The sequence below is a fragment of the Parapedobacter composti genome (genome assembly GCF_900112315.1).
Classification (GTDB): Bacteria; Bacteroidota; Bacteroidia; order Sphingobacteriales; family Sphingobacteriaceae; genus Parapedobacter; species Parapedobacter composti.
Genome location: NZ_FOLL01000008.1, coordinates 26,259 through 47,737, shown reverse-complemented (window position 1 = coordinate 47,737; position 21,479 = coordinate 26,259). Strand labels below are relative to the sequence as shown.

General features: G+C 48.4%; 22 protein-coding genes and 1 tRNA gene. 13 read left to right on the top strand and 10 right to left on the bottom strand.

From position 1 onward, the window contains the following. Positions 1–60: 60 nt before the first annotated feature. The 4 genes from BM030_RS10045 to BM030_RS10030 all read right to left on the bottom strand — a co-directional run bounded on the left by BM030_RS10045 (position 61) and on the right by BM030_RS10030 (position 3,511). A complete protein-coding gene (locus tag BM030_RS10045; RefSeq protein WP_090973466.1) occupies positions 61–990 on the bottom strand; it encodes an AAA family ATPase in 930 nt (309 codons plus the stop codon). Continuing rightward, a complete protein-coding gene (locus BM030_RS10040) occupies positions 980–1,297 on the bottom strand; it encodes a helix-turn-helix domain-containing protein (RefSeq protein WP_244518834.1) in 318 nt (105 codons plus the stop codon). Before BM030_RS10040 ends, BM030_RS10045 begins: the two co-directional genes overlap by 11 nt. A gap of 118 nt (positions 1,298–1,415) precedes the next feature. Beyond that, positions 1,416–2,177, bottom strand: a complete 762-nt coding sequence (locus tag BM030_RS10035) for a hypothetical protein (RefSeq protein ID WP_139215873.1) — start codon at positions 2,175–2,177, stop codon at positions 1,416–1,418. A gap of 5 nt (positions 2,178–2,182) precedes the next feature. After that, positions 2,183–3,511 carry a site-specific integrase gene (locus tag BM030_RS10030; RefSeq protein ID WP_090973464.1) on the bottom strand — a complete coding sequence of 443 codons (1,329 nt, stop codon included), beginning with the start codon at positions 3,509–3,511 and terminating at the stop codon, positions 2,183–2,185. Between the two features lie 988 nt (positions 3,512–4,499). Between BM030_RS10030 and BM030_RS10025 the strand changes: the two genes are divergently transcribed. Continuing rightward, positions 4,500–5,273, top strand: coding sequence for a sulfite exporter TauE/SafE family protein (locus BM030_RS10025; protein ID WP_090973463.1), 774 nt, complete (start codon positions 4,500–4,502; stop codon positions 5,271–5,273). A 28-nt stretch (positions 5,274–5,301) separates the two neighbouring features. Here BM030_RS10025 and ligD read toward each other — a convergent pair whose 3' ends face one another. Next, entirely contained in the window at positions 5,302–8,040 is a 2,739-nt protein-coding gene (ligD, locus tag BM030_RS10020) for a DNA ligase D (RefSeq protein WP_090973462.1), read from the bottom strand. A 329-nt stretch (positions 8,041–8,369) separates the two neighbouring features. Here ligD and BM030_RS10015 point away from each other — a divergent pair, with 329 nt between their 5' ends. From BM030_RS10015 to BM030_RS09995, 5 genes are all read left to right on the top strand, one after another. Continuing rightward, positions 8,370–9,779 carry an alanine/glycine:cation symporter family protein gene (locus BM030_RS10015; RefSeq protein WP_244518832.1) on the top strand — a complete coding sequence of 470 codons (1,410 nt, stop codon included), beginning with the start codon at positions 8,370–8,372 and terminating at the stop codon, positions 9,777–9,779. Positions 9,780–10,010: 231 nt separating this feature from the next. Further along, positions 10,011–10,844 (top strand): pyrroline-5-carboxylate reductase, encoded by an 834-nt coding sequence (proC, locus tag BM030_RS10010; protein WP_090973461.1) that lies wholly within the window; start codon positions 10,011–10,013, stop codon positions 10,842–10,844. Next, positions 10,837–11,634, top strand: coding sequence for a glutamate 5-kinase (proB, locus tag BM030_RS10005; protein WP_090973460.1), 798 nt, complete (start codon positions 10,837–10,839; stop codon positions 11,632–11,634). The genes proC and proB overlap by 8 nt, the downstream gene beginning before the upstream one ends. An 11-nt stretch (positions 11,635–11,645) precedes the next feature. Further along, positions 11,646–12,842, top strand: coding sequence for a glutamate-5-semialdehyde dehydrogenase (locus tag BM030_RS10000; protein WP_090973459.1), 1,197 nt, complete (start codon positions 11,646–11,648; stop codon positions 12,840–12,842). 65 nt (positions 12,843–12,907) lie between these two features. After that, positions 12,908–13,204 (top strand): hypothetical protein, encoded by a 297-nt coding sequence (locus tag BM030_RS09995; protein ID WP_090973458.1) that lies wholly within the window; start codon positions 12,908–12,910, stop codon positions 13,202–13,204. Between the two features lie 30 nt (positions 13,205–13,234). Here BM030_RS09995 and BM030_RS09990 read toward each other — a convergent pair whose 3' ends face one another. Next, entirely contained in the window at positions 13,235–13,888 is a 654-nt protein-coding gene (locus BM030_RS09990) for an HAD family hydrolase (RefSeq protein WP_090973457.1), read from the bottom strand. A gap of 97 nt (positions 13,889–13,985) precedes the next feature. On the opposite strand from BM030_RS09990, the gene BM030_RS09985 reads away from it, so the two are divergent. Further along, entirely contained in the window at positions 13,986–14,255 is a 270-nt protein-coding gene (locus tag BM030_RS09985; RefSeq protein WP_090973456.1) for a DUF4342 domain-containing protein, read from the top strand. A 17-nt stretch (positions 14,256–14,272) separates the two neighbouring features. On the opposite strand, the gene BM030_RS09980 is transcribed toward BM030_RS09985, so the two are convergent. Next, complete coding sequence (locus BM030_RS09980) at positions 14,273–14,749, bottom strand: ankyrin repeat domain-containing protein (protein ID WP_090973455.1); 477 nt, start codon at positions 14,747–14,749, stop codon at positions 14,273–14,275. A gap of 11 nt (positions 14,750–14,760) precedes the next feature. After that, positions 14,761–16,368 carry a catalase gene (locus BM030_RS09975; RefSeq protein WP_397235623.1) on the bottom strand — a complete coding sequence of 536 codons (1,608 nt, stop codon included), beginning with the start codon at positions 16,366–16,368 and terminating at the stop codon, positions 14,761–14,763. A 229-nt stretch (positions 16,369–16,597) separates the two neighbouring features. Here BM030_RS09975 and BM030_RS09970 point away from each other — a divergent pair, with 229 nt between their 5' ends. The 5 genes from BM030_RS09970 (at position 16,598) to BM030_RS09950 (ending at position 19,793) form a co-directional block, all read left to right on the top strand. Next, positions 16,598–17,152: a lipocalin family protein gene (locus BM030_RS09970; protein WP_090973454.1), complete on the top strand. Its 555-nt coding sequence runs from the start codon at positions 16,598–16,600 to the stop codon at positions 17,150–17,152. Between the two features lie 219 nt (positions 17,153–17,371). Next, on the top strand, positions 17,372–17,692 hold the full coding sequence (locus BM030_RS09965; RefSeq protein ID WP_090973453.1) for a hypothetical protein: 321 nt from the start codon (positions 17,372–17,374) through the stop codon (positions 17,690–17,692). Positions 17,693–17,721: 29 nt separating this feature from the next. Continuing rightward, positions 17,722–18,234, top strand: coding sequence for a GNAT family N-acetyltransferase (locus tag BM030_RS09960; RefSeq protein ID WP_211657572.1), 513 nt, complete (start codon positions 17,722–17,724; stop codon positions 18,232–18,234). A gap of 9 nt (positions 18,235–18,243) precedes the next feature. Then, the gene (locus BM030_RS09955) at positions 18,244–19,110 is read left to right on the top strand and encodes a sigma-70 family RNA polymerase sigma factor (RefSeq protein ID WP_090973452.1); all 867 of its coding nucleotides are present in this window, start codon (positions 18,244–18,246) and stop codon (positions 19,108–19,110) included. Between the two features lie 116 nt (positions 19,111–19,226). After that, a complete protein-coding gene (locus tag BM030_RS09950; RefSeq protein ID WP_211657571.1) occupies positions 19,227–19,793 on the top strand; it encodes a cupin domain-containing protein in 567 nt (188 codons plus the stop codon). Between the two features lie 37 nt (positions 19,794–19,830). On the opposite strand, the gene BM030_RS09945 is transcribed toward BM030_RS09950, so the two are convergent. Next, positions 19,831–20,070: a hypothetical protein gene (locus tag BM030_RS09945; RefSeq protein ID WP_090973451.1), complete on the bottom strand. Its 240-nt coding sequence runs from the start codon at positions 20,068–20,070 to the stop codon at positions 19,831–19,833. A 63-nt stretch (positions 20,071–20,133) separates the two neighbouring features. Further along, positions 20,134–21,069 carry a hypothetical protein gene (locus BM030_RS09940; RefSeq protein WP_090973450.1) on the bottom strand — a complete coding sequence of 312 codons (936 nt, stop codon included), beginning with the start codon at positions 21,067–21,069 and terminating at the stop codon, positions 20,134–20,136. Positions 21,070–21,395: 326 nt separating this feature from the next. On the opposite strand from BM030_RS09940, the gene BM030_RS09935 reads away from it, so the two are divergent. Continuing rightward, positions 21,396–21,469 (top strand) — tRNA-Pro (locus BM030_RS09935). The last annotated feature ends 10 nt before the right edge of the window (positions 21,470–21,479 follow it).

Below are 21,479 nucleotides of genomic sequence, written 5' to 3'. Positions count from 1 at the left end.
CGTACTTCTCGTACCATTCGTATCAGTACGAGAAGTACGAACGGTACGACCGTACGAAAGTCATGTACCTTTCAGCCACTTCCTGACCGCCCCCTCACTTACGCCCAGTTCGTTCGCTATCGACACATTGGATAAACCTTGGTCTTTCAACTGGCGTGCGGTTTCAACCTTGGTTGTCCGTAAATCTTCCGATGGGAGCCGCAGTAATTCCATTTCGTTAGCGAAGCCGACCTGACTGAATCCAAGGTAACCGCCATCCTTTGAAATCCGGCAGACCAGCACGTTGTCCGTATCGTATTCCAATTCGGAACTCCGTACTTTCAGTTGCTTGATGTAGCGGATGTTTTTGTCGGTAGCGGATTTACCGATGGTAAAGACCGAATCCGCAAAATTACTTTTCATCTTGGAGCCTTGCAGGTCATTGAGGGATATCGGCCGCCATTCGTCCACTTTCTTGTTATGTTCGAGAATCAGGAACGTAAGCCCTTGGTCAAACTTCATTTCACTGAGGCTGTTCATGATGGGGATGGTGCTTTTGGCCGTATCGGTCGAACCTGCTACAATCTTGGTCATGTTGTCGATGACAACCACGGTGGCCTTGGTTTCCTCTATCCGGCTTTTCAGCGATGCGATGAAAAAATCCTCGTAGCCCATGTCGGGGAATTTCTTGAGTACGCAATAGCCTGCCCGATAGAATGTTTCGGGAAACCGGAAGTGGATGCCCTCGTCATTGCGGTAGCGTTTCTCAAACTGTTTGTCCGAAAGTTCCAAATCGACGTAAAGCACATGGTATTTCTGTTTGGCGATGTGGACGGCCATCTGTACGGATAATGCGGTCTTCCCAATGCCTGTGTCAGCGAACAGTATCACCAGCTCGCCTTGTGTCACCAAGGGTTGGTATAGGAATATCGGGTCGGGTTGCAGTGATGCATCCTTAAGCACCTGATTGGCTGTCCTGACCTCCAAAAGATTTGCTTTGCTATTTTCCATGCCGCCCTCCTTGTCTGTTGGGAGATTTCGACATCGCTTCGATGACCTCACTTTTTTTGAAATACACCCGTTTGCCCATCGTCCGGTAGGGGATACGACCCTTTTTCATCCAATCGGTTAAACTGACCAGTGATATATCCAGTTCTTTGGCCATCTCCTGTTTTGTTTTTAACCGTTCCTCGGTCTGCTCCTTTTTGGGTGAATCGTTCCTAAGGTTCGATATCAGTACGTGCATTTCTTCCCTCACGGCATCCTTGATGCACTCTTTAAGGGCATTTGAATCGAATAGTTGCATTGCTTTGCTCATGTTTATCATTACCAGTTGTCGAAGTTGTGGCCACTTTCTTCGAGTGAATTAACATGGGCAAAGATGGGTGGGGATAGGCGAAAGTCGATGCCTACGGGAAAAGACGTAGGCAAATCAACTATGAATCTTTGGTTACAATTATATAGGGATAGTCCTTTTCATCGACCTCCGTTTTTCTTTTTGTCGGTACTTTTCGTTGGTCTTTGTCCTCAACTTGGAAGTAGTTCAGTGCAGTTCCGTATTTTATAGGTTTCCCCTTTTCGAGGAAATGGTTGGATAGGATTTTTGCCCATGTGGTTTGAGCTTTGGTGATAAGGAGTTCCTTTCCTTTTGTATATTCGAGCCTTTGCATCTGCAGGAATAAGCTAATGACGGATTCCTTTGAGCCGTTACTTATGTCGATTTTTGCGCCGTCTACGGTGTTAAGGCGTTTCAATTCCGATTTCAGTTTTTTTATTTCGGCTTCCAATTCCTCTATCTTTTCGTTTTTTTCTTTCAAAACATCCTCGATGGGTTTAGTGTTTTGCCAATGGTCGATGCTTTGCAGGTACTGCTGAAATTCCGCGAGTTTATCCTTTCTTTTAATGGCCGTGGTTGAATAAGGTAGTTTTCTTTGATTTTCAATCCCCTCTTTTACAATTTCCCAAATAACCTCGAAAAACTCTTTCTCCGTACCCAATGGATTCCGTTTGATATAGTGGTTTAGGTGAAATCGATAGAAGTCATTGTAAGTGTCTTTGTTGATATATGGCCTGAATATTTTCATGACAAAGTAATTGCCCACGTTGGTTTTGTTATAAAAAAATAGTGGGCCAACTTGGTATCTCGATACCTTTTTCGAGCCAAGCCGCCATCTCTGAATGTATTGTTCTCTATCCATGTGTTTTAATATTTATTCAATGCCTCGATAAGTGAATCCGTGCTTGCCGATTCATATTTCATCAATGTCCGGATGTCGGAGTGCTGGGTGATTTTCTGCACAAGGTTGATGGGAACACCCTTGGATAAGAGGATGGTCACCATGGTTCTCCTGCCCATGTGGCTGCTCATGAATTCATATTTAGGCTTTTCTATGACGATTTCATTTTTCCCATTGAAGCGGACTATCCTGACGGGTGAATCGATTTCGGCCAGCTTGCCCACCTCCTTTATGTAGTCGTTGAACTTCTGATTGGATATGGTTGGTAATTCGAAATCGTATTTTTCCAAGATTTTCAGGGCATTGGCAATATATCCGTTAAACGGTACGGTCACCCGCTTCTTGGTTTTGGATGAAAGGAATATCCATTTATTGTCTTGGAAATCAGCTTTGGTGAAGCGCATGATATCCGAAAAGCGTTGGCCAGTATAGCAACCGAAGCAAAAAAGGTCTCTGACCCGCTCGTAGGATGGTTTATCTGCCAAATCAAAGGCCATTAGTTTTTCCACCTCCTTTTCCGTCAGCACAACGATTTCATTGTGCGATTTCCTTTTGTAGGAAGATTGGTGCGGCTTGAACGTGTCGGGGTGGACAGTATGCCCATTATCCCTGCACCACGACAGGAATACCTTTAACGTGGATATGTATTTGTAAATCGTGTCATTCAGCAATCCCCGTTCCCCATCCAAGGGATTCTTCTTACGGCTAAGGAAATCCTCAAACCGGATGTAGAAATCTCTGTTGAAGTCCGCTAAAGTAAGGTCGATGCGCTGTTTGGTTTGGTAGTCATCCAGTGCCTTGAATACCGTGGCATATTCTTTCATCGTGCCTGCCGTGCTATGGAACGCCTTGTAGGTCTTGAAGTCCTCAATCAGTCGTTGGAGTTGGTTGGTTCCATGACCAACATGGTCTTTATCTACGCATTCCGCTATCAGGCGTTTATAATCGTTGATTGACAGGATGGCGGACTTCTCCTTGGCATCATGGGCAGCTTTGATGATGCCTGCGGACAGTTTCGACAATTCCCCGTTCAACTGGATGGAAGCAGGGGCCGTACCTTTGACCTTGCCGTCCTTAAAATCCCAGTGCTTGGGATGGATTTTGATGGATGTCCGGTACTTGATACGGATGCTTTTATCCGGTGAAACAAATACGTAAACCGATGTGGGGCGGGGATTGAAATACTTTGCGGCCAATGGCTTCTTTTTCTCTTTAGCCAGCAGCACTTCCTTTTTGATGATACCGGAATCAATTTCGGGATTGTAGGGTCTGTCAAGATAAAAGCTACACTTCATTATGCGGACATATTGCGGACAAAAAATCTTATTTTTAACAGGTATTACCCTTGTTAAGATGGATAAAGTTAGAAATAATATTTTGTATTTAGCTAATAATCAGCAAAATTGAATTAATTGGAATTAGGTTCGGTTAATAGGTTCGAATCCCGCCATCCCGACAAAATAGAAAGCGATCAATTGATTTCAGTTGGTTGCTTTTTTGTTTTTGGGGTAGGGTAGCAATAAAGGCAGTCTAACAAACTCTGTCCAATCGGACAGGGTTTTGATCCTCCGTTCCTTCTCCGCTGCGGCTGTATACCCGCTGCGCACCGAGTGTCACTTCCTAAAAAAGCTATACACTAAAAACAGTGTATGGAAAAAAAAGAAACGTTTGTAAAACGAGTCTGGTGCCAGGCAGTCTCAAAAATGAAACAGGATTATCCCGTCTGGGGACAGCCATGAAATGCTGTTTACCGTTGTAAATTTGTAAAAGATGTATGTGGTTATTATATGTAATGTGTTAAGTTTTTTTAATAAGGTTCCTTTCCTATTGTCTTTTTTTTTCTGCATTTGTTATACCCTCACCTTTACAACATAGATGACACCTTAACTACCCCCTTTCTTCTGACCAAATTCCCCCGTCTCCCACGGCCCGCTTTGGGCTGGTCCACGGCGTGTCCACAAAATTCCAAAGAAAAAGCAAAGCAGGGGCAAAGCAGTCCTAAAGATACGGCGGGAGATAGTGGGGAGAAAGTCAGTAAAAAGTCAGTAAAAAGTCGGGAGAAATCTACCGAGACAGCCCGATGTCCAATACCAAATTGTACCATCATGGCAATGGTTGTCATGCCGATAGTTCCGGTTGGGCAAAATAATAAATATCCGGCCGATAACATACCGGCATATTTTCATATGTGCCATATATCTGATTGACACCATACTATCTTTGATGTGTTCAATCATACATAGTGAAATCGATGTTAGATACCGATCGTAAAATCAGCAGCTGATGGATATTCTCGTCCTTTCGTTGGCGGCATTCGCGGTAGCTCTGCTCACATTCTTTTCGGGCTTTGGTCTTGGTACCATTCTTACGCCGGTTTTTATGGTTTTTTTCTCCGTCGACCTGGCAGTGGCCCTTACTGGTGTCGTCCACTTTTTCAACAACCTATTCAAACTGGTGCTTGTTGGTGGACGGGCCGATAGGCAGGTACTTATCCGTTTCGGCATACCGGCAGTTATCGCAGCCTTTTTCGGGGCTTGGCTCCTGTTGCAGGTAAGTGATTTGGCGCCGTTGTTTTCCTACTCCATAGGGGGTGAAGCTTTTGAGGTTTATCCGATGAAACTGGTCATCGCTGTGTTGCTTATGGGCTTTGCGGTGATGGATTTAATCCCGTATTTCAGTAATTTGGCATTCGGAAAAGCGAAGTTGCCGATTGGGGGACTGCTTAGCGGCTTTTTCGGAGGTTTTTCAGGTAATCAGGGAGCGCTGCGCAGCGCTTTTCTCGTACGGGTGGGGCTTTCCAAAGAAGCGTTTGTGGCCACTACCGTCGTCATCTCTACATTTGTGGACTTCACAAGGTTATCGGTATATGCAACGAGGTTCGCAGCATCGGGACTTCATGATAACCTCCTATTGGTCGGTTGCGCTACGGTGTCGGCCATCCTGGGCGCATACCTGGGGAATAGGTTATTGAAGAAGGTGACGCTCCGGTTTATCCGTATACTGGTAGCTGTCATGCTGATAGTTATTGCTATGGCTTTGGGCGCTGGCATCATATAGCACCAAAGATGAGCACGATGGGGACGGTCTAACCGGTTTTCAATTTATCCAGGATTTTTTTTAGGTTGATTCCTTTTCCCAATACTGGCTTAAAAATATCACCTGTTTCTCTTACCCGTTTTACGACGTTGGCTATGGTGAAGTCTGCCATCTTCAGTCCTTGTTTCACTTCTTCCCAATGCAGCGGCATGGAAACCGTTGCACCGGGTTTTGGCCGGAGCGAATAGGGTGCGGCAAGAGTAGCCGACGGCCTGTTCTGGAGAAAGTCTATATAGACCATTCCCTTGCGCTTGCTGGTCATGCGTTCCACGCTGGTAAAATCGAACTGGGTATCCACCTGCGTTGCTACCCATCGGGCGAAGAGCTGTGACTGGTCATAAGTATAGTTGGCACCCAGTGGTATATACACGTGTAATCCGGTGGAGCCCGAGGTTTTGCAATAAGAAGGGATTTTAAGGTCTTCCAGTAAGTCGTGTATGGCCCGGGCTACTTCAATCACCTGGTCAAAGGTGTTACCTTTGTCTGGGTCGAGGTCAAGCATGCACCATGTCGGATGGTCTGGCTTTTTTACGGTGCTGCTCCAAGGGTTCATTTCAATGGAGGCGAGGTTAGCCATGTACAGTAGGGCGGCTTCATTGTTGCATAGCATATAATGCTTACGTTTGCGTTCTCCTTCCGCTTTATATGGATGCTTTTCTACCCAGGGAGGCACTTTTCCGGTAACGTCCTTTTGGTAGAAGTTTTTACCGCCTATGCCGTTTGGGAAGCGGTTCAGCGATTGAGGACGGTTTTTCAGGTAGGGGAGGATATACTTGGCCATCTGCCAATAGTAATTTAGCATGTCGCCCTTGGTGTAGCCTTCTTCCGGCCAGAAAACCTTTTTGAGATTGGTAAACTTCAGTTCGTTGCCATTGATTTTCCGTACCTGTGTGCTTTCCGAGGGGTTCACTAACGTGCCTCTCTCCCGTTTGGCTGGAGCATTTACGATTTCATTGCTGGCGCGGTCTGCTTTACCCAAATCTTCCGCGCCGTCTTTGGCTTTCTCCGTGGGTACCGGCTTTTCAGCAACCACCAATTTGGCGTCCTTGTCTTCGCGTAAGGCAATGAAGGCGGGATGCCTGAATACCCCATCGGCAGTTACTTCGGTATAATGGATTTCGCATACCAGTTCGGGCTTCAGCCACGTTGCCCGCGCATGCGGTGGATTGGGCCTGAAACGGGAAGGTTTGTTGTAGTCAGGTGTATCAGTAAAAGGACTGGTTTTTCGTTCCAGTGGCTTGAATAACTCCAGCAATTCACGTTGCTGCTTGTCTTTGAAGCCCGTACCGACTTTACCCACATAACGGAATTTCTTGCCCTCAAATACGCCAAGCAGTAAAGAACTGAACGGTTTTGATGTGCCCTCATTTCGTGTATATCCTCCGACGACCACTTCCTGCCGTTTTTGTGACTTAATCTTCAGCCAGTCTCTAGACCGATCGCCGGGACGATAGGGGCTATCTGATCGCTTGGCGATGATGCCTTCAAGTCCAAGCTTTGCCGCAGCGTCGAAAAACTCGGTACCCTTTCCGGCGATGCTGTAGCCGCTCCGTATGATACCGCCATCTTTGGGGATGAGGGTCTGCAGTACAGCTTTCCGTTCTGATAAGGGCAAATCCATCATGTCTTTGTCGTTGTACCATAATACGTCAAACACATAATACAACAACTCACCGTCTGCTTCGCTGCGCCAGTTCTGCAATTGGTTGAAATCAGAAATCCCCTTGTCCGTTACCACCACGATTTCACCATCGACCACCGCTTTAATACCCCATGCCTTGATGGCGTCGTATACCGGGTAGAATTTGTCAGCAAACGACTTATCGTTACGCGATTTCAGGGCAGTCGTCGTTCCGTCCATGAACGCTATGGCCCGGTAGCCGTCCCATTTCACTTCATATTCCCACCCTGGGTCGTCGAACGGTTCATCCACCAGCGTAGCTAACATGGGCGACAGTGTTTTTGGAAACGGTACTTTCTTCGCTTTTTTCAGGATGGCGGAGACATCCACAGATGCTTCGGGTATTGTGTCTTCTGAAGGGTCGACCTGCCTTTCCACCTGCGCTTTTACGGTAGACCCATCGCCTGCGGTTCGCCTTGCTGATCGTTTGGTGTTTCTTTTTGTGGTACTTCCGTCTCCATTTGACGCCGTTGAGGCTTTCTTGGCTACTTGTTCCAGCGTCTTTTGCGACACCACAGATTTGTCGTTCTGCGTTATGTCTTCGTCCGCTGCATATCCATCTTTATGCTTGATGAGCAACCAAGCATTGTCCTCCTTACCTTTCATTTTTACCAATGCAAATTCGCCTTTCAGCTTTTTGCCATGCAGCCTGAATTTCAACGAACCTGCCCGCCATTGTTTCATCAGTTCCTTTTCCATGGCTTTTTTGTCGCCGCTGACTTCCGCAGGCTCATAAGTGCCCTCGTCCCATACGATTACCGCTCCAGCACCGTAGTTCCCTTTGGGAATGGTGCCTTCGAAATCTTTATAATCGTAGGGATGATCTTCCACCTCCATCGCCAGGCGCTTATCCGCCGGGTTCAGTGATGGACCCTTCGGTACCGCCCAACTTTTCAATACCCCGCGCATCTCCAGCCTGAAGTCATAGTGAAGCCGTGACGCATGGTGTTTTTGTACCACAAACCGCAGCGTATCATTGGACGGTTTACCGCCCTTAGGCTCGGGGCTGGTGCTGCTTCTTTTCTTTTTATACGTTGTCAGGCTCATTTCGTTACTATGTTGTTACAGCAAACAACAACCGGTGCGCCGAAATGTTGGGCGGTGTTTTTGGTTTATCGGGTATATCTTTTTATTTTGCGGCCCGAAAATATTTCTCTTTTAAAAAAAAATCCCGAATTTTTATGATTTTACCCAAGAAAACTTGGTCCATTTCATTCTTATTTTTCGTTTCACTAACTACTTTATTACTGCCGGTTCCGGTTTTGGCCGTCGGGATCGATAAACAGATAGATGAGTGGTTCACGCCTATCGCTGATTGGTGGGAGGCTGTAGTTTTTTTCACGATTCCTGTTTCTAATCAAATCGCTATTCCCCTTGTGTTGATTCTATTAGTGTTTGGTGGTATTTTTTTTACATGCTACTTCAGACTGGTTAATTTCCGGAAGCTACCGGTAGCGTTCCGTACGATAAGGGGTAAATACAACGAAATCGGACAGCGGCCATCAGCCGACGGAACCCCTGTAGCCGGCGAGCTTACACACTTCCAGGCGTTAACGGCGGCGCTCTCCGGTACCGTTGGACTGGGCAACATTGCGGGTGTTTCCGTGGCGATAGCCATAGGTGGCCCTGGAGCTACGTTCTGGATGATTGTCTCGGGACTGATAGGAATGACCACAAAATTTGTAGAGTGTACACTTGGGGTAAAATACCGTGATGTAGATGAAAACGGCCGGACGTACGGTGGCCCCATGTATTACCTCACCAAAGGACTGAGCGAAATGGGTGCGCACCGCCTAGGAAAAGCCTTGGCTGTAATATTTGCTGTCATGTGCGTGGGCGCGTCTCTGGGCGGGGGAAATGCCCTTCAGTCGAACCAGGCAATCGCCCAATTGACCACAACGCTTGGAGTTGAAGGAGATTTCGTAAGAACACTGTTCGGCGTTGGTTTAGCGTTGTTGGTCGGTGTAGTGATTATCGGCGGCATAAAGCGTATCGGTCAGATCACTGAAAAGCTAGTGCCGTTCATGGGAATCATTTACCTGTTGGGTAGCTTGGCCGTTGTGGCGGTTCATTATGCATATATCGGCGAGGCATTCGGTTTAATTATTGGCCAAGCCTTTTCCCCTGCCGCCGGTCTGGGAGGTGTGGTAGGTGTGTTGATTACCGGTTTCCGCCGGGCAAGTTTTTCCAACGAGGCCGGAATCGGCTCTGCGGCAATTGCCCACTCCGCCGTAAAGACCCGGTATCCGGCAAGCGAAGGGTTGGTTGGCCTCTTGGAACCTTTTGTTGATACGGTGGTTATCTGCACGCTGACTGCACTGACCATTATTTTTTTTAACAGTGAAGGTGTTTTCACCTATGGCGTCCAGGATCAATGGGGCAATGTCTTGCTCAAGGATGGCGGCCAAGCCGTGGGAGGTGTAGAATTGACCAGCATGGCATTTGAAAGTGTCATTCCCCATTTTTCGGTGGTGCTCACCATCGCTGTTTTCCTGTTTGCATTTTCAACCATGCTTTCTTGGTCATATTATGGTATTCAATCGTGGAAATTCCTGTTCGGCCGTTCAAAATGGGCAGATCTATCGTATAAAGTACTGTTTTTATTTTTCGTGATCATCGGTGCGGCTGCTACGTTGGATTCCGTTATCAAGTTTTCCGATGCGATGATTCTGGCGATGGCGTTTCCTAATATGATCGGTTTATTTCTGCTGGCCCCCAAAGCGCGGCAGGAGCTGAGCCGTTACCTGGATGCCGTACGCTCGCACGTGAAGCAGCGGCAACCATGACAATTTTGCGGCAACAGTGGCTTCGTTTCATATGGCTGTCATATTTGCGGATCGTTTTTGATAAAATGCCGTTAAAGCGAGATAGCCCTGTTTAGCACCTTTCAGAAACTTGGTATAACCATGATATTTTTAGCATAAAACTAACAATATGGCAACATTTGGCATGCCTGCATGAAGGTTGTTCCATATGGGTAGCATTAATTTTTGAATCAATAATAAAAGAAGAAAGGAATGAACGTACTTGTAATTGGAGGAGGGAACATGGGCATGACCTATGCAGAGGCGATTGGTAAGTCCAATTTTTTAAATACCGGAAATCTAATGGTTTATGACAAAAGTGAAAAAAAATTGGCTGAATTACGAGCCAGTGGACTTTTCGAGGTACATGAATACCTCAGTACGTGCTTGCCCAAAGCGGATGTGGTGCTGATTGCCGTTAAACCGGTGCATGCCGCCGGGTTGATGGCAGAGATGAAGCCAATGCTGTCGGCTGGGCAGCTGTTTGTATCCATTATGGCAGGTGTTACTATTGACACGATAAAACAAGGGCTTGGAGTCAGCAAGGTCGTGCGGGCCATGCCTAACTTACCGGCGTTAGTCGGGTTAGGGATGACCTCTTTCACGGCTTCGGAGCATGTGTCAAGGCTGGAACTTGCTGCCATTGAGCGGCTGCTGGATACCACAGGGCGGTCGATTAAATTGCCCACTGAATCCAAAATCGATGCTTCTACGGGGATATCCGGAAGCGGCCCGGCCTATATCTTTTACTTTATGCAGGCCTTAATGGATGCGGCACTGAAAATGGGCTTCCAAGAGGAAGATGCACGGCTCTTAGTAGGGCAGACTTTTGCCGGCGCAGTAGAACTGTTCAATTCTTCAGATCTCAGTCCAGAAGACTGGATGGCTAAGGTGGCTTCTAAAGGAGGGACCACTCGTGCAGCCCTGGATTCCATGGACGACAACAACGTTAATGCCTTAATCCAGGAGGCCGCGTATGCCGCTTTCCGCCGCGCGGAAGAACTGGGAGCGCAAACCAAGGGTAAAGAGGAGGGTGCTCATGCTTGAACGGTTGGCTACAGGCAAACCAATACAGCGCATCGTTATTAAAGTTGGCACCCATGTCATTACCAACAAAGACAACCGCATCGTAGGCACCATCCTGTCAAAGCTGGTAGAACAGATAGCTTACCTCTATGAACACGGTATACTCTCGGTGCTGGTTTCGTCGGGTTCGGTTATTGCCGGCAAGGAGGTGATGAGCCGAGGATTGAAAACGACAGATAAAATTACCCGGCGGCAGGTCTTTTCCGCCATCGGTCAGCCACGTATGATGCGGCATTATTATAACCTATTTCAGGATCATGGCATGCGTTGCGCACAGGTATTGGCAACGAAGCGTGATTTTGATCTTGGCCGGCATCGAGATAATATGGTCAATTGCTACGAGGGTCTGCTGGCCGAGGGAGTCATTCCCATTGCGAATGAGGATGATGCCGTATCCTTGTCGATGTCGACTTTCACAGATAACGATGAATTGGCCAGTTTGGTGGCCGAATTGATTAAGGCTGATATGCTAATCCTACTCACGGATACGGACGGCCTATACAATGGGCATCCGGACGATTTGGAGAGCCAATTGATTCCGCACCTCCGTGTAAACGATCCGGTTGAGCAATACATCCACAAAACCAATAAAGGCGAGGCCGAAGGCCGCGGTGGCATGGAATCCAAGCTCAGGGTAGCCAAACAGACTGCAAAATTGAACATCCCAACTTTCATCGCTAACGGCAAACAAGACCATGTCATTACCGATATAGTCTATGGTAAACATGTGGGTACTAAGGTGACCCTTTAACAGACGCGATTATGGAATTACTTACAACAACAGAGAAAAATAGTGTGCTGGCGTCAATGATAACCATCATTGGCGACCGCCGTAAAGATATATTGAACGCAAATCAACAGGATCGCGACGCGTTTACGCGCCATGACGGGGCGTTGTATGAACGTCTGGCGGTGGACAGCGCCAAAGTTGACGGTATGATCCAGGCCATACGGACCGTCAAAAATCAGCCCGACCCGATTGGGCAGGTACGGTCGTCAGGTGTACTGGATAACGGATTACGCATCGAAAACCGGACGGCGCCGTTTGGCACTATCTTGATCATCTACGAATCGCGGCCCGATGTGACCGTCGAAGCTGCGGTTTTGGCATTCAAGGCTAATAATAAAATTTTGTTAAAAGGAGGTAAAGAAGCTTTGCGCACCAACCGCGTGTTGGTCGACTGCTGGCACCAGGCACTTGCTGAAAACGGCCTCTCAACAAACTGGATTCAGTTAATCACGTTGGATCGTCAGGCAACGCGCGATTTTCTGAAGAATCCATCGCAACCGATTGATCTCATCGTGCCCCGGGGAGGAGAACAGTTAATCCGCTTCGTGAAAGAACATGCGCAGTGTGCCGTCCTGGTCAGCGGCAGAGGCAATAATTTCGCCTACATTGCTCCCGATGCCGATTGGGATCACGTGATGTCGGTTATCCTCAATGCGAAAACCGATAAGGTCAGCGCATGCAACGCTTTGGATAAGGTGCTTGTTGACGAGGCAACCCCGGAGCTGCAATTGAGAGTAAAGGAGCTGGGCGCGGCTTTGCGGGCCCAGTCGGTCCAACTGCTGGCCGATAAGACGCTGTTGCCGATGTTGGAAGGGGCCGTTCCTATTGCTGACGAATCGGTTTGGTACGAAGAGTTTCTTGCGCCCAAAATCTGCTTCGGCCGAGTTGCTGGCGTAGAAGCGGCAATCGACACGATCAACCGGTACAGTGGGGGACACTCGGCTGTTATCCTGACGGCCGACGAGCGGAAGGCCTTTGTTTTTATGGAACAGGTAGACAGCGCAGCTGTGTATCACAACGCGTCTACGCGGTTCACAGATGGAGGGGCAATGGGCGTTGGCGCTGAACTGGCTATTAGCACTGATAAGCTGCACCATCGCGGACCGTTGGGTCTTGAGCAGTTGGTAACCAATAAATACTACGTATATGGTGACGGACATATCCGGTAGCGAAAAAGCTGAAAAAGCCGAACAATTCCTCTGGCCAGCTGTTCTATTGATGTCACGTGAACATTATGGAACAGATGAAAGTGCCAGAAGAGCGGATCATCCAGCTTAATTACGAAGATGCCGGTCTCCATATCAATGTCAGGGAGTTGCGCCCTGTAATTTTTGAAGGCAGCGAAGGGTATTACTGTGTGTTGGGCCCCGATGTACAATCTGGCATTGCAGGTAGCGGTAATACCATCGCAGCCGCATTGGCTAACTGGATAGACGCACTGGAAGAACGTATTAAAAACCCGGCAGACGATGATGAAGTCGCCCTGTATGCTATAGACGTATTGCAGGCCTCTAACCGGAAAGTTTGGTAAGGAGTTATCGCGACAGTCCATTCAATGGTTTCAGTCCTCCAGGTATTCACGCACCTCATGGAGGTTGTCGAACGTAAGATCCGCGTTCAGCTTCTGCCGGATGGATTCATGGGTTTGTACGCCAAAACAGGTGAGCTGTGCTGCTTTCGCCGCCGTGGTGCCGGTAACAGAATCTTCCAGTGCCAAGCAGTCCGCTTTTTCCAACTTCAGCTGGGCCACGCAAAGGTCATACGGTTCGGGGTCAGGCTTGGGCCGGTCTACTTCAGTGCGGGTTACCAGCACGCGGAAATAGTGCTTTATCCCGTTCTTTTCCAGATGATAGGTTGCCACCGGGCGTTTACTGGAAGTTACTACCGCCATCGTGACACCACGATGGTGCAAAAAGCTGAGCAGGTCTGCGGCCCCCGGCATCAGCGGTACCACTTCTTTTTCATGTTGTTGCGCAACGTTCGCCCTTACTTCGCTGAAGAAAGTTTCCGGGTCGGCTTTCAGTCCGTATTTATTCCGCAACAACTCAAACGCTTGTCTATCTGTCGTTCCGGCAAATTCATTCAGCCATACATAGCTTTCGAGGGCGAAACCATGCGTTTCCAGCGCTTTCTTCCATGCCTTGTAATAAAACCATTCCGAGTCAAGGAGTGTCCCGTCCAAATCAAACAACACCGCTTTCCACTGATTAATCATATTTGTATGTAGTTTATGTGTCTTTGGTGCGAAGATACAAAATGCCCATTTCGAAAAAATTTCATAAATTTATTTCGTATAAACGCAAACAACGAATATGGGTACGAAGGAATCTTTTTTTGTACATGGCGAAAACCTGGTGAAGAAAATCAGGGAGCTGATTGAGGAAGGAAACGTCCGGAAGATTATCATTTCAGACAAAAGCGGACGGGAAATTATGAGCTTTCCGGTGACTATTGGCGTAGTGGGTGCGCTCTTTGCGCCGGTACTTGCGGCAGTAGGAGCCTTAGCGACGCTGATTACCGAATGCAAGATCACCGTTGAGCGGGAGGAAGATCCAGGGCCGGTGGATGATACAGAAACTTAGCTGGTGCCGGAGCCAAGCTAACTATCCAGCATTGCAACTGCCTCCAGGTTGCCCTGCTGCACGGCGAGGTCAAGCGCCGTCAGCCCGCGCGATTCACGTATGTTGGTGTCCGCACCATGAAGCAGCATCATTTTAACCAGCTCGTTACGGCCGAACATCGCTGCAAACATTAGGGCCGTACCGCCATTACCGTGCTGAATGTTGAGGTCGGCTCCACGACGTATCAGTAGATTCGCGATATCCGGATATCCTTTAAAACATACACCCATCAGGGCCGTATTGCCCCCATAGTCCTGCGCGTTGATATCCGCACCTGCGTCCAGTAATGCTTCTGTGGCCTCCAGGTGGCCGTTGTAAGCCGCGATGATCAACGGTGTGTAACCGCGGGCGTCCCGTGTGTCAATGTGTTGCACATTAGCGTGCTGCCTGATAAATGCGGCGTCGCCAGTGCGCGCCGCATCAAATATACTTCTGACCAATGTATCTGGTGTCATCACGGTTATACTCAATAGGGTTTTGCTTCTCTGCCTTTTTCCTCGGCCTGCTTCACTGCTTTGTCCGCTTCGGCGGCAGCACCGTCCGTGCCTTCCATCGTGCGTGCCTGCCGGATACCTTCCTGTACCCGGTTACCGTAATCGCCATCACAAGCGTGGAACATCTCAATCATTTTGTCCTGTATATGTGTTGGGCATCTAGACAAGGCATCCACAAGGTTAATAATTAACTCCTGCCGCTCCCATTCCTCGAAACCACGGTAGGTCTCGCCAGCCTGCTTGAAGTTGTTTTGCCTGTCTATTTTGGCGCGCACCAGGGCGGCGTTATACTGAGGTGTGTGGTCCGTTCCCGGCCTTTCGGCTTCTTTCAAGCCACCCAGCGAAGATGGTTCGTAGTTCACATGAGGATTAACACCCTCAACAATGTCTTGATGGTAGGCCATCTGACCATCACGCTGGTTGGTCGCTACATGTTTACGTGGTGCATTGATGGGTAATTGGAGGTAGTTGGTACCTACCCGGTAGCGTTGGGTGTCGGAATATGAAAACGTACGGCCTTGCAACATCTTGTCGTCCGAAAAGTCAAGCCCGTCTACCAACACGCCGGTACCGAAGGCAGACTGTTCCACCTCCGCAAAATAGTTCACAGGGTTCCTGTTCAGGGTCATCCGGCCGACCGGCAACCAAGGGAACTGGTCCTTCGGCCATATTTTGGTATCATCCAACGGATCAAAGTCAAGCTCAGCATGTTCATCATCACTCATGATCTGGACGCATAGCTCCCATTGCGGGTAATCGCCGCGTTCGATAGCCTCATAAAGATCTTGTGTGGCGTGGTTGAAGTTTTTTGCTTGTATTTCCTGGGCCTCTTTTGTTGTCAGGTTTTTAATGCCTTGCAATGGTTCCCAGTGGTATTTCACGAGCACCGCTTCTCCATCTTGGTTTACCCATTTATACGTATTAACGCCTGAACCCTGCATTTGGCGATAATTGGCAGGTATACCCCAAGGCGAAAAAAGAAACGTAATCATGTGCATCGCTTCAGGTGTATGGCTGATGAAATCAAACTGCCGCACGGGATCCTGCCGGTTCGTTACCGGGTCGGGCTTGAAAGCGTGGATGAAATCAGGGAACTTCAGCGCGTCACGAATAAAGAAAATTTTCAGGTTATTGCCCACCAAGTCCCAATTACCGTCTTCGGTATACATCTTAACTGCAAATCCGCGCGGATCGCGCAGTGTTTCAGGTGAGTGTCCGCCGTGAATCACCGTAGAGAAGCGTACGAAAAGCGGCGTGATTTTACCTTTTTCCTGGAATAGTTTGGCCCGTGTATACCGCGATATCGGTTGGTCGCCAACCGTTCCGTAAGCCTCAAAAACCCCATGCGCCCCTGCGCCCCGCGCGTGTACCACCCGTTCAGGTACACGTTCGCGGTCGAAATGCGACATCTTTTCCAGAAAGTGGTAGTTTTCTAGTGTGGCCGGCCCCCGGTTGCCCACCGTCCTCAGATTTTGATTGTCGTAAACAGGGTGACCCTGTCGGGTGGTCAGGATGTCGGAAGTTTCCTGGCCAGTACTGCGCATGGTAGATTGTTTGGCTTCTGCGTTTTCGTTTGACATGGCGTTGGGCCGGGTGTGCTGCTCCATAGCTGTTTCAATTTATCAGTTGTACTTTAGGTGCCAATTGCCCGTAGCACCATGTATGGATAACAGTCATCTGTCCGGTTTGTTTTTGTTTGCAGCATGTCGCCTGGGCAACCGGAAATTGCTGCGCCGATGAAAACCATCACCGGTGTTATCGGTTATCTAAGTACGGCGCAGATGGCGGATTGATAACAGGAAGTAACAGATGAAAAATAAACGATTAATATGTTGGGTAGCAGTACTGGTTATCGTCCTGTTAAGTTCGTGCGCTAATATCCCGGAGAACGCGCAGCCAGTAAGGAATTTTGAGGTAAACCGGTATCTCGGTAAATGGTATGAAATAGCGCGTTTGGATCACAAGCAAGAACGTAACCTTAACAATGTAACTGCTGAATACGGCCTCAATGGCGATGGAACGATAAGGGTGGTCAACAGTGGTTATAATTACATCAAGCGTAAACATGAGTCGGCCACGGGAAAAGCGAAGTTCAGGGACAGCCAGGGTATAGGTGCGTTGAGCGTGTCATTTTTCGGTCCGTTTTATTCGGGTTATAACGTAATCGCTTTGGATAGAGATTATCAATATGCTTTGGTGGCGGGCGAAAGCCTGAAATATCTTTGGATTTTATCCAGAACAACGGCGGTTCCCGATAGTATAAGAAAAGATTACCTTCAAAAGGCTAAGCAAATCGGTTATGACACCTCACAACTCATATGGGTAGAACACAATAAACAGCCTGTAGGAGCTCCTTCGATATAGCCATCCAGTGTTACGGCCAATCCTAATATTACTTTTCGCATCTGTATTCGTCTTTATACAAAAGTACGCATCACGCACCACAGCTAATTGTACAAGTTTAACCGCTTTAAATAAAAAGCCACGCATTCAGCGTATCGCTGCGAAAACAAACCGCTATCCAGCCGTGTTTGTAACTTATACGGAGTGGAATAGCTAATAGAAACCAATAACACTAAGCAAATGGAAAAGCAGCGAGACGATAGTGAGTTTGCCCGGCCGTTGCAAGTGCCAGCCAAATATGCGCCACAGGCGTCATTGAAAGATCGTGTGGTTTTTGCGCTGGCCGACATCGGAAGCGGTACCGCCGAACAGATTGTACAACGGCTTACTGAGCTCAGCGATCCCGATGCGGATGTGGATGCGGTAGAACCGGTATTGGAGCGACTGTTCGACCAAGGGTTGATTAACGGTACAGAAGAACGCCGAGGGCGTGTGTACGATCTTGCCAAGGTCACCCGGCCCCATCGCGGGCACGTAAACCCCGATTCCATTGACGAGTAAGCCAAGTTGTTGGGCAAATCGAGAATTTTATGGGTAGGTTGAAGCATTTTTTTATAGCTTTGGCTATCCTGCAATGGGATTACCCGGAGATATATAACATGCAGATCAAGAAAGTTACCTCAACTCTCCCTGGCCTGTGGGAGGCCATGGTACGGTTCCTCCGCCAATTGACCGGGCGCGAATGCGTATTCACCGAATTGGATCTGGAAGTGTTGATCGCATCTGAGAACAGCCATCTGTTCGTAGCGGTTGCCCACGACGGCGGTTTCGCCGGTATGATCACCGTCTGTATCTACCAAGCCCCTACGGGTCGCAAAGCATGGATAGAGGATGTGGTTGTCGACAAAGCCTACCGCGGACAAGGGCTGGGCAAGCGGCTTGCCGAACACGCTATCGCCTTTGCACGGACACAGCGGGTCGACCTGTTGTCGCTTACCTCCAATCCTACCCGCATCGAAGCGAATAAGCTGTATCCGAAAACCGGATTTTTGCGTAAAGAGACCAATGTTTATGTGATGTCCTTAAATGGAACGCAAGGTTAAGATTTGAAGATGGACAAAGGATACCAACAGCTTCTATTTCCTTATGCATATAATATTTTAGGCTCGGCCGAAGACGCCCTGGACGCCGTTCAGGATGTGCTGTTGAAATATATTTCTCGTTCAAATGAAGCGATTGAAGATGAACGGAATTACCTGATACGAAGTGTGATTAATCAAGCGATCAACATTAAGAATCGCAACCAACGCTACGTACAACGAGATGACGTGTGGTTGCCTGAACCCGTGGCGACGGATCGCGCAGATCGGGAGTTGCACCTAAAAGAAGTTCTTTCATACTCGTTATTGGTATTGCTGGAACGGTTGAATGCACAGGAGCGCGCCGTTTTCATTCTGTACGAAAGTTTTGATTATAGCCATCAAGAAATTGCAGATACTTTGGATATCAGCTTAGAAAACTCCCGTAAGTTGCTGAGCCGCGCGAGAACAAAGCTTTTAAAAAAGGGCAAGGATACCGGTCGTCCGGTCGCCGTGGAAAAAAAGCGGCTCCTCACACAACTCAATCGGTATATGGAGGCGCTCCGGAGTGGAAATATGGCGCATGTGGAGGAACTGCTAACAGCCGACATTGTGTTCTATGCAGATGGCGGATCCAAACTGAATGTTGTTAAGAAAGTTTGTATCGGATCAGCCGAGGTCGCTAATTTAGTGGTAACCGTATATGAAAGGTATCATGCCCGCTATCGATTAGTCGTCGAGGAAGTGAATCACCAGCCGGCCCTGTTGTATTACGATGGAGATCACCTCAAATCGTGTCAGGTGTTTGAAATCTCTCCAAAAGATGGAAAAATTATCCAGATCAATTCCGTCGTGGACCCTGACAAACTGAATCGTCTAATGCGCTCGCGAGCCTCCTAACAGCCACCAACAACCTTTAAAAAAAGGCTAAATTTTGTCACGTTTTCTTGCTTTGCTTTGTCTTTGTTTAAAAAAAAATCATGGCAAAGCAAATTACTATTACAATACTATGGATCATGGCAATGTTTGCGGCTAATGCACAAACGCCTGGGGCGGAAAGTGAAAACAATCGGCGAATATCCGATTATTTAAAAGACAATTTGGTGGACAACGCCGTTGTCGTGAATGCCGGTATGGGCGAATCGTTAAGCGTGCACGGCTCGACGATGACATTTAAGCTCACGACCGCATCTACCAATAATCAATTAGGGTTATATGAAGTTACTTTGGCTCCTCAGGTGTCTGGTGCCAAGCTGCATTATCATCGTTTTATGGACGAGACTTTTGTGGTTACTCAGGGTAAGCTTACCATCCAGTTGATTGATAGGGAAGTAGAATTGGCGGAAGGCGGCATTATCCATATCCCCCGTTTCACGCCTCATGGGTTTTACAACGGCACGGATGGTGAGGTCAAGGCATTAATGCTGTTCAACCCGCCGCAACATCGTGAAGATTTCTTCCGAGGGATGGGCGTTATCCTTGCCGAGGAACCGGTAGACCCGACCAAATTCCTTCAGCTGTACCATAAATATGACAGCCATCCCGTCAATGAATTCGAGGCGGCAAGAATCTTGCAAAAATAAAGTGTTTTAAGGACGGCTCTTCGGTTCAAAATGGTTTTTACTCCTCGCGGTTATCCCCATTGCCGGAACCCGTGCCGGCCGGGTCGCCGTCTCCACCGTCAGCCTTGTTGGCGCTGTCGGTGTCCTCCTCGGCCTCGCGGCGGCTTTCTTCATCGTCTGCATCCATATATTGCTGTAGTCTATCGAAGGCCATGTGGTTAGCATGGTCGCCTTCAGAAGTTTTCTGTTCTTTCTTCTCCGGATCTTCCGGGTCGTGTTGCGTGTTGTTGCTTGTCATAGCATGCAGTCCTCCTGTTATGCTAACAGGGTGCCAAGGAAAATGTTTGGCAGGGTGATGCGGTCAATCTTCCTTCTTGATTTCGTAACGGCCGGTAGGGCTTATTTCTATCCATTTGCCCTCCACTACTTTAGAGTCCCCTGTGCCTTTGTGTGTCATCGTTAACCGGTAAGACACAACGCGGCGACGTTCTTCGATATATGAGGCGTAGTTAGACTGCCCGGCGGGCAGGGCGATGGTCACCTTGAAGTCGCTCTGGTACGGTTCGTTTGAAATGCCGCCATAGATGCTTTGCTGCGCGGAGAGGTACACGGTGTCTTCGGTGATGTGAGAAGGCACAGGCACTTCCACCGCATCGTTTTCCAGCCACACGAATGCATATTTATCATCGCTTTCGAAATGCGAGTTGACCACCACGTTGGGCCCGTTAAAGGGGTTGATCGAAACTTCTATAGGGGTGGAATAGGTAAACTGGTAGGTGGCCACGCGCTCACGCACGTACAGAGAATCGCCGTCGCCCTCCTCCAGAAAGTACTCGATGCGTTCAAAGTTGTAGCCAGCAGAGGTGGGCTGCTCAACGACAATCTCCTGCGTTGTGAGTCCATTGTCAAGCTTAATAATAAAACAAAATGGCCTATCCAATGCGTTTTCCTGCAACTGGATGTGGAAGAGGCCAGGCGTTTTGTGGATAACCTGGAAGCCGCGGAGTGTTCCTGACCACGCTAAGCGGCCTAATCCGTTGAGTTTGAGCAACTCGTTTTTCCAAATGATTTCTCCTTCTGCGTTATACACGTCGCCAAACATGCGCATGTTGCCGTCCGCATTGACCACGCTGACAATCTGCCAGTCGCCCGCGCCGAGTGCCACCTCGGTCGCACCACCCTCGCCGGCGATTTCCAGCTGGATGGGATCCGGCGTGGTATCTGGCTCATCGTGTTTTTCACAGGAAACAACGGCAAAGGTGAAGAGTATGGCTAATAAACGGATATGCAGCTTCATGGTTACGTGGTTATCTCGATATTGACACGCCGTGGCGCTATCTCAACAAAGATAGTCATTATGGGACTAATATACAACGCCGGTTTACCGCACTTCGGTATAACCATGGGATAAATATAAAGCGCCATAGGTCCAGTTGGGGCCAACCAGTAGCAGCACGAACGGCATTGTCAATCTGAAATTACCCGTCATCTATAGGTAAATGAGCGGTAAAGATAGCTAGACAGCTGATTGGGCGCTTGAAAACAGGCGGTGGCAGGCACGAAAACTTTATCAGCTGATATTTCCTTTTTTGACGGAAACCACTAACTTTGCGCGTAAGTTTACGGGATGTAGCGCAGCCCGGTAGCGCGCTTCGTTCGGGACGAAGAGGCCGCAGGTTCGAATCCTGTCATCCCGACCCAAAATGA

Bases quoted from the DNA above. Each gene is read 5' to 3' on its own strand.
- BM030_RS10045 (WP_090973466.1), bottom strand. From the start codon at position 990: ATGGAAAATAGCAAAGCAAATCTTTTGGAGGTCAGGACAGCCAATCAG.
- BM030_RS10040 (WP_244518834.1), bottom strand. From the start codon at position 1,297: ATGAGCAAAGCAATGCAACTATTCGATTCAAATGCCCTTAAAGAGTGC.
- BM030_RS10035 (WP_139215873.1), bottom strand. From the start codon at position 2,177: ATGGATAGAGAACAATACATTCAGAGATGGCGGCTTGGCTCGAAAAAG.
- BM030_RS10030 (WP_090973464.1), bottom strand. From the start codon at position 3,511: ATGAAGTGTAGCTTTTATCTTGACAGACCCTACAATCCCGAAATTGAT.
- BM030_RS10025 (WP_090973463.1), top strand. From the start codon at position 4,500: ATGGATATTCTCGTCCTTTCGTTGGCGGCATTCGCGGTAGCTCTGCTC.
- ligD (WP_090973462.1), bottom strand. From the start codon at position 8,040: ATGAGCCTGACAACGTATAAAAAGAAAAGAAGCAGCACCAGCCCCGAG.
- proC (WP_090973461.1), top strand. From the start codon at position 10,011: ATGAACGTACTTGTAATTGGAGGAGGGAACATGGGCATGACCTATGCA.
- proB (WP_090973460.1), top strand. From the start codon at position 10,837: ATGCTTGAACGGTTGGCTACAGGCAAACCAATACAGCGCATCGTTATT.
- BM030_RS10000 (WP_090973459.1), top strand. From the start codon at position 11,646: ATGGAATTACTTACAACAACAGAGAAAAATAGTGTGCTGGCGTCAATG.
- BM030_RS09995 (WP_090973458.1), top strand. From the start codon at position 12,908: ATGGAACAGATGAAAGTGCCAGAAGAGCGGATCATCCAGCTTAATTAC.
- BM030_RS09990 (WP_090973457.1), bottom strand. From the start codon at position 13,888: ATGATTAATCAGTGGAAAGCGGTGTTGTTTGATTTGGACGGGACACTC.
- BM030_RS09985 (WP_090973456.1), top strand. From the start codon at position 13,986: ATGGGTACGAAGGAATCTTTTTTTGTACATGGCGAAAACCTGGTGAAG.
- BM030_RS09980 (WP_090973455.1), bottom strand. From the start codon at position 14,749: ATGACACCAGATACATTGGTCAGAAGTATATTTGATGCGGCGCGCACT.
- BM030_RS09975 (WP_397235623.1), bottom strand. From the start codon at position 16,368: ATGTCAAACGAAAACGCAGAAGCCAAACAATCTACCATGCGCAGTACT.
- BM030_RS09970 (WP_090973454.1), top strand. From the start codon at position 16,598: ATGAAAAATAAACGATTAATATGTTGGGTAGCAGTACTGGTTATCGTC.
- BM030_RS09965 (WP_090973453.1), top strand. From the start codon at position 17,372: ATGGAAAAGCAGCGAGACGATAGTGAGTTTGCCCGGCCGTTGCAAGTG.
- BM030_RS09960 (WP_211657572.1), top strand. From the start codon at position 17,722: ATGGGTAGGTTGAAGCATTTTTTTATAGCTTTGGCTATCCTGCAATGG.
- BM030_RS09955 (WP_090973452.1), top strand. From the start codon at position 18,244: ATGGACAAAGGATACCAACAGCTTCTATTTCCTTATGCATATAATATT.
- BM030_RS09950 (WP_211657571.1), top strand. From the start codon at position 19,227: ATGGCAATGTTTGCGGCTAATGCACAAACGCCTGGGGCGGAAAGTGAA.
- BM030_RS09945 (WP_090973451.1), bottom strand. From the start codon at position 20,070: ATGACAAGCAACAACACGCAACACGACCCGGAAGATCCGGAGAAGAAA.
- BM030_RS09940 (WP_090973450.1), bottom strand. From the start codon at position 21,069: ATGAAGCTGCATATCCGTTTATTAGCCATACTCTTCACCTTTGCCGTT.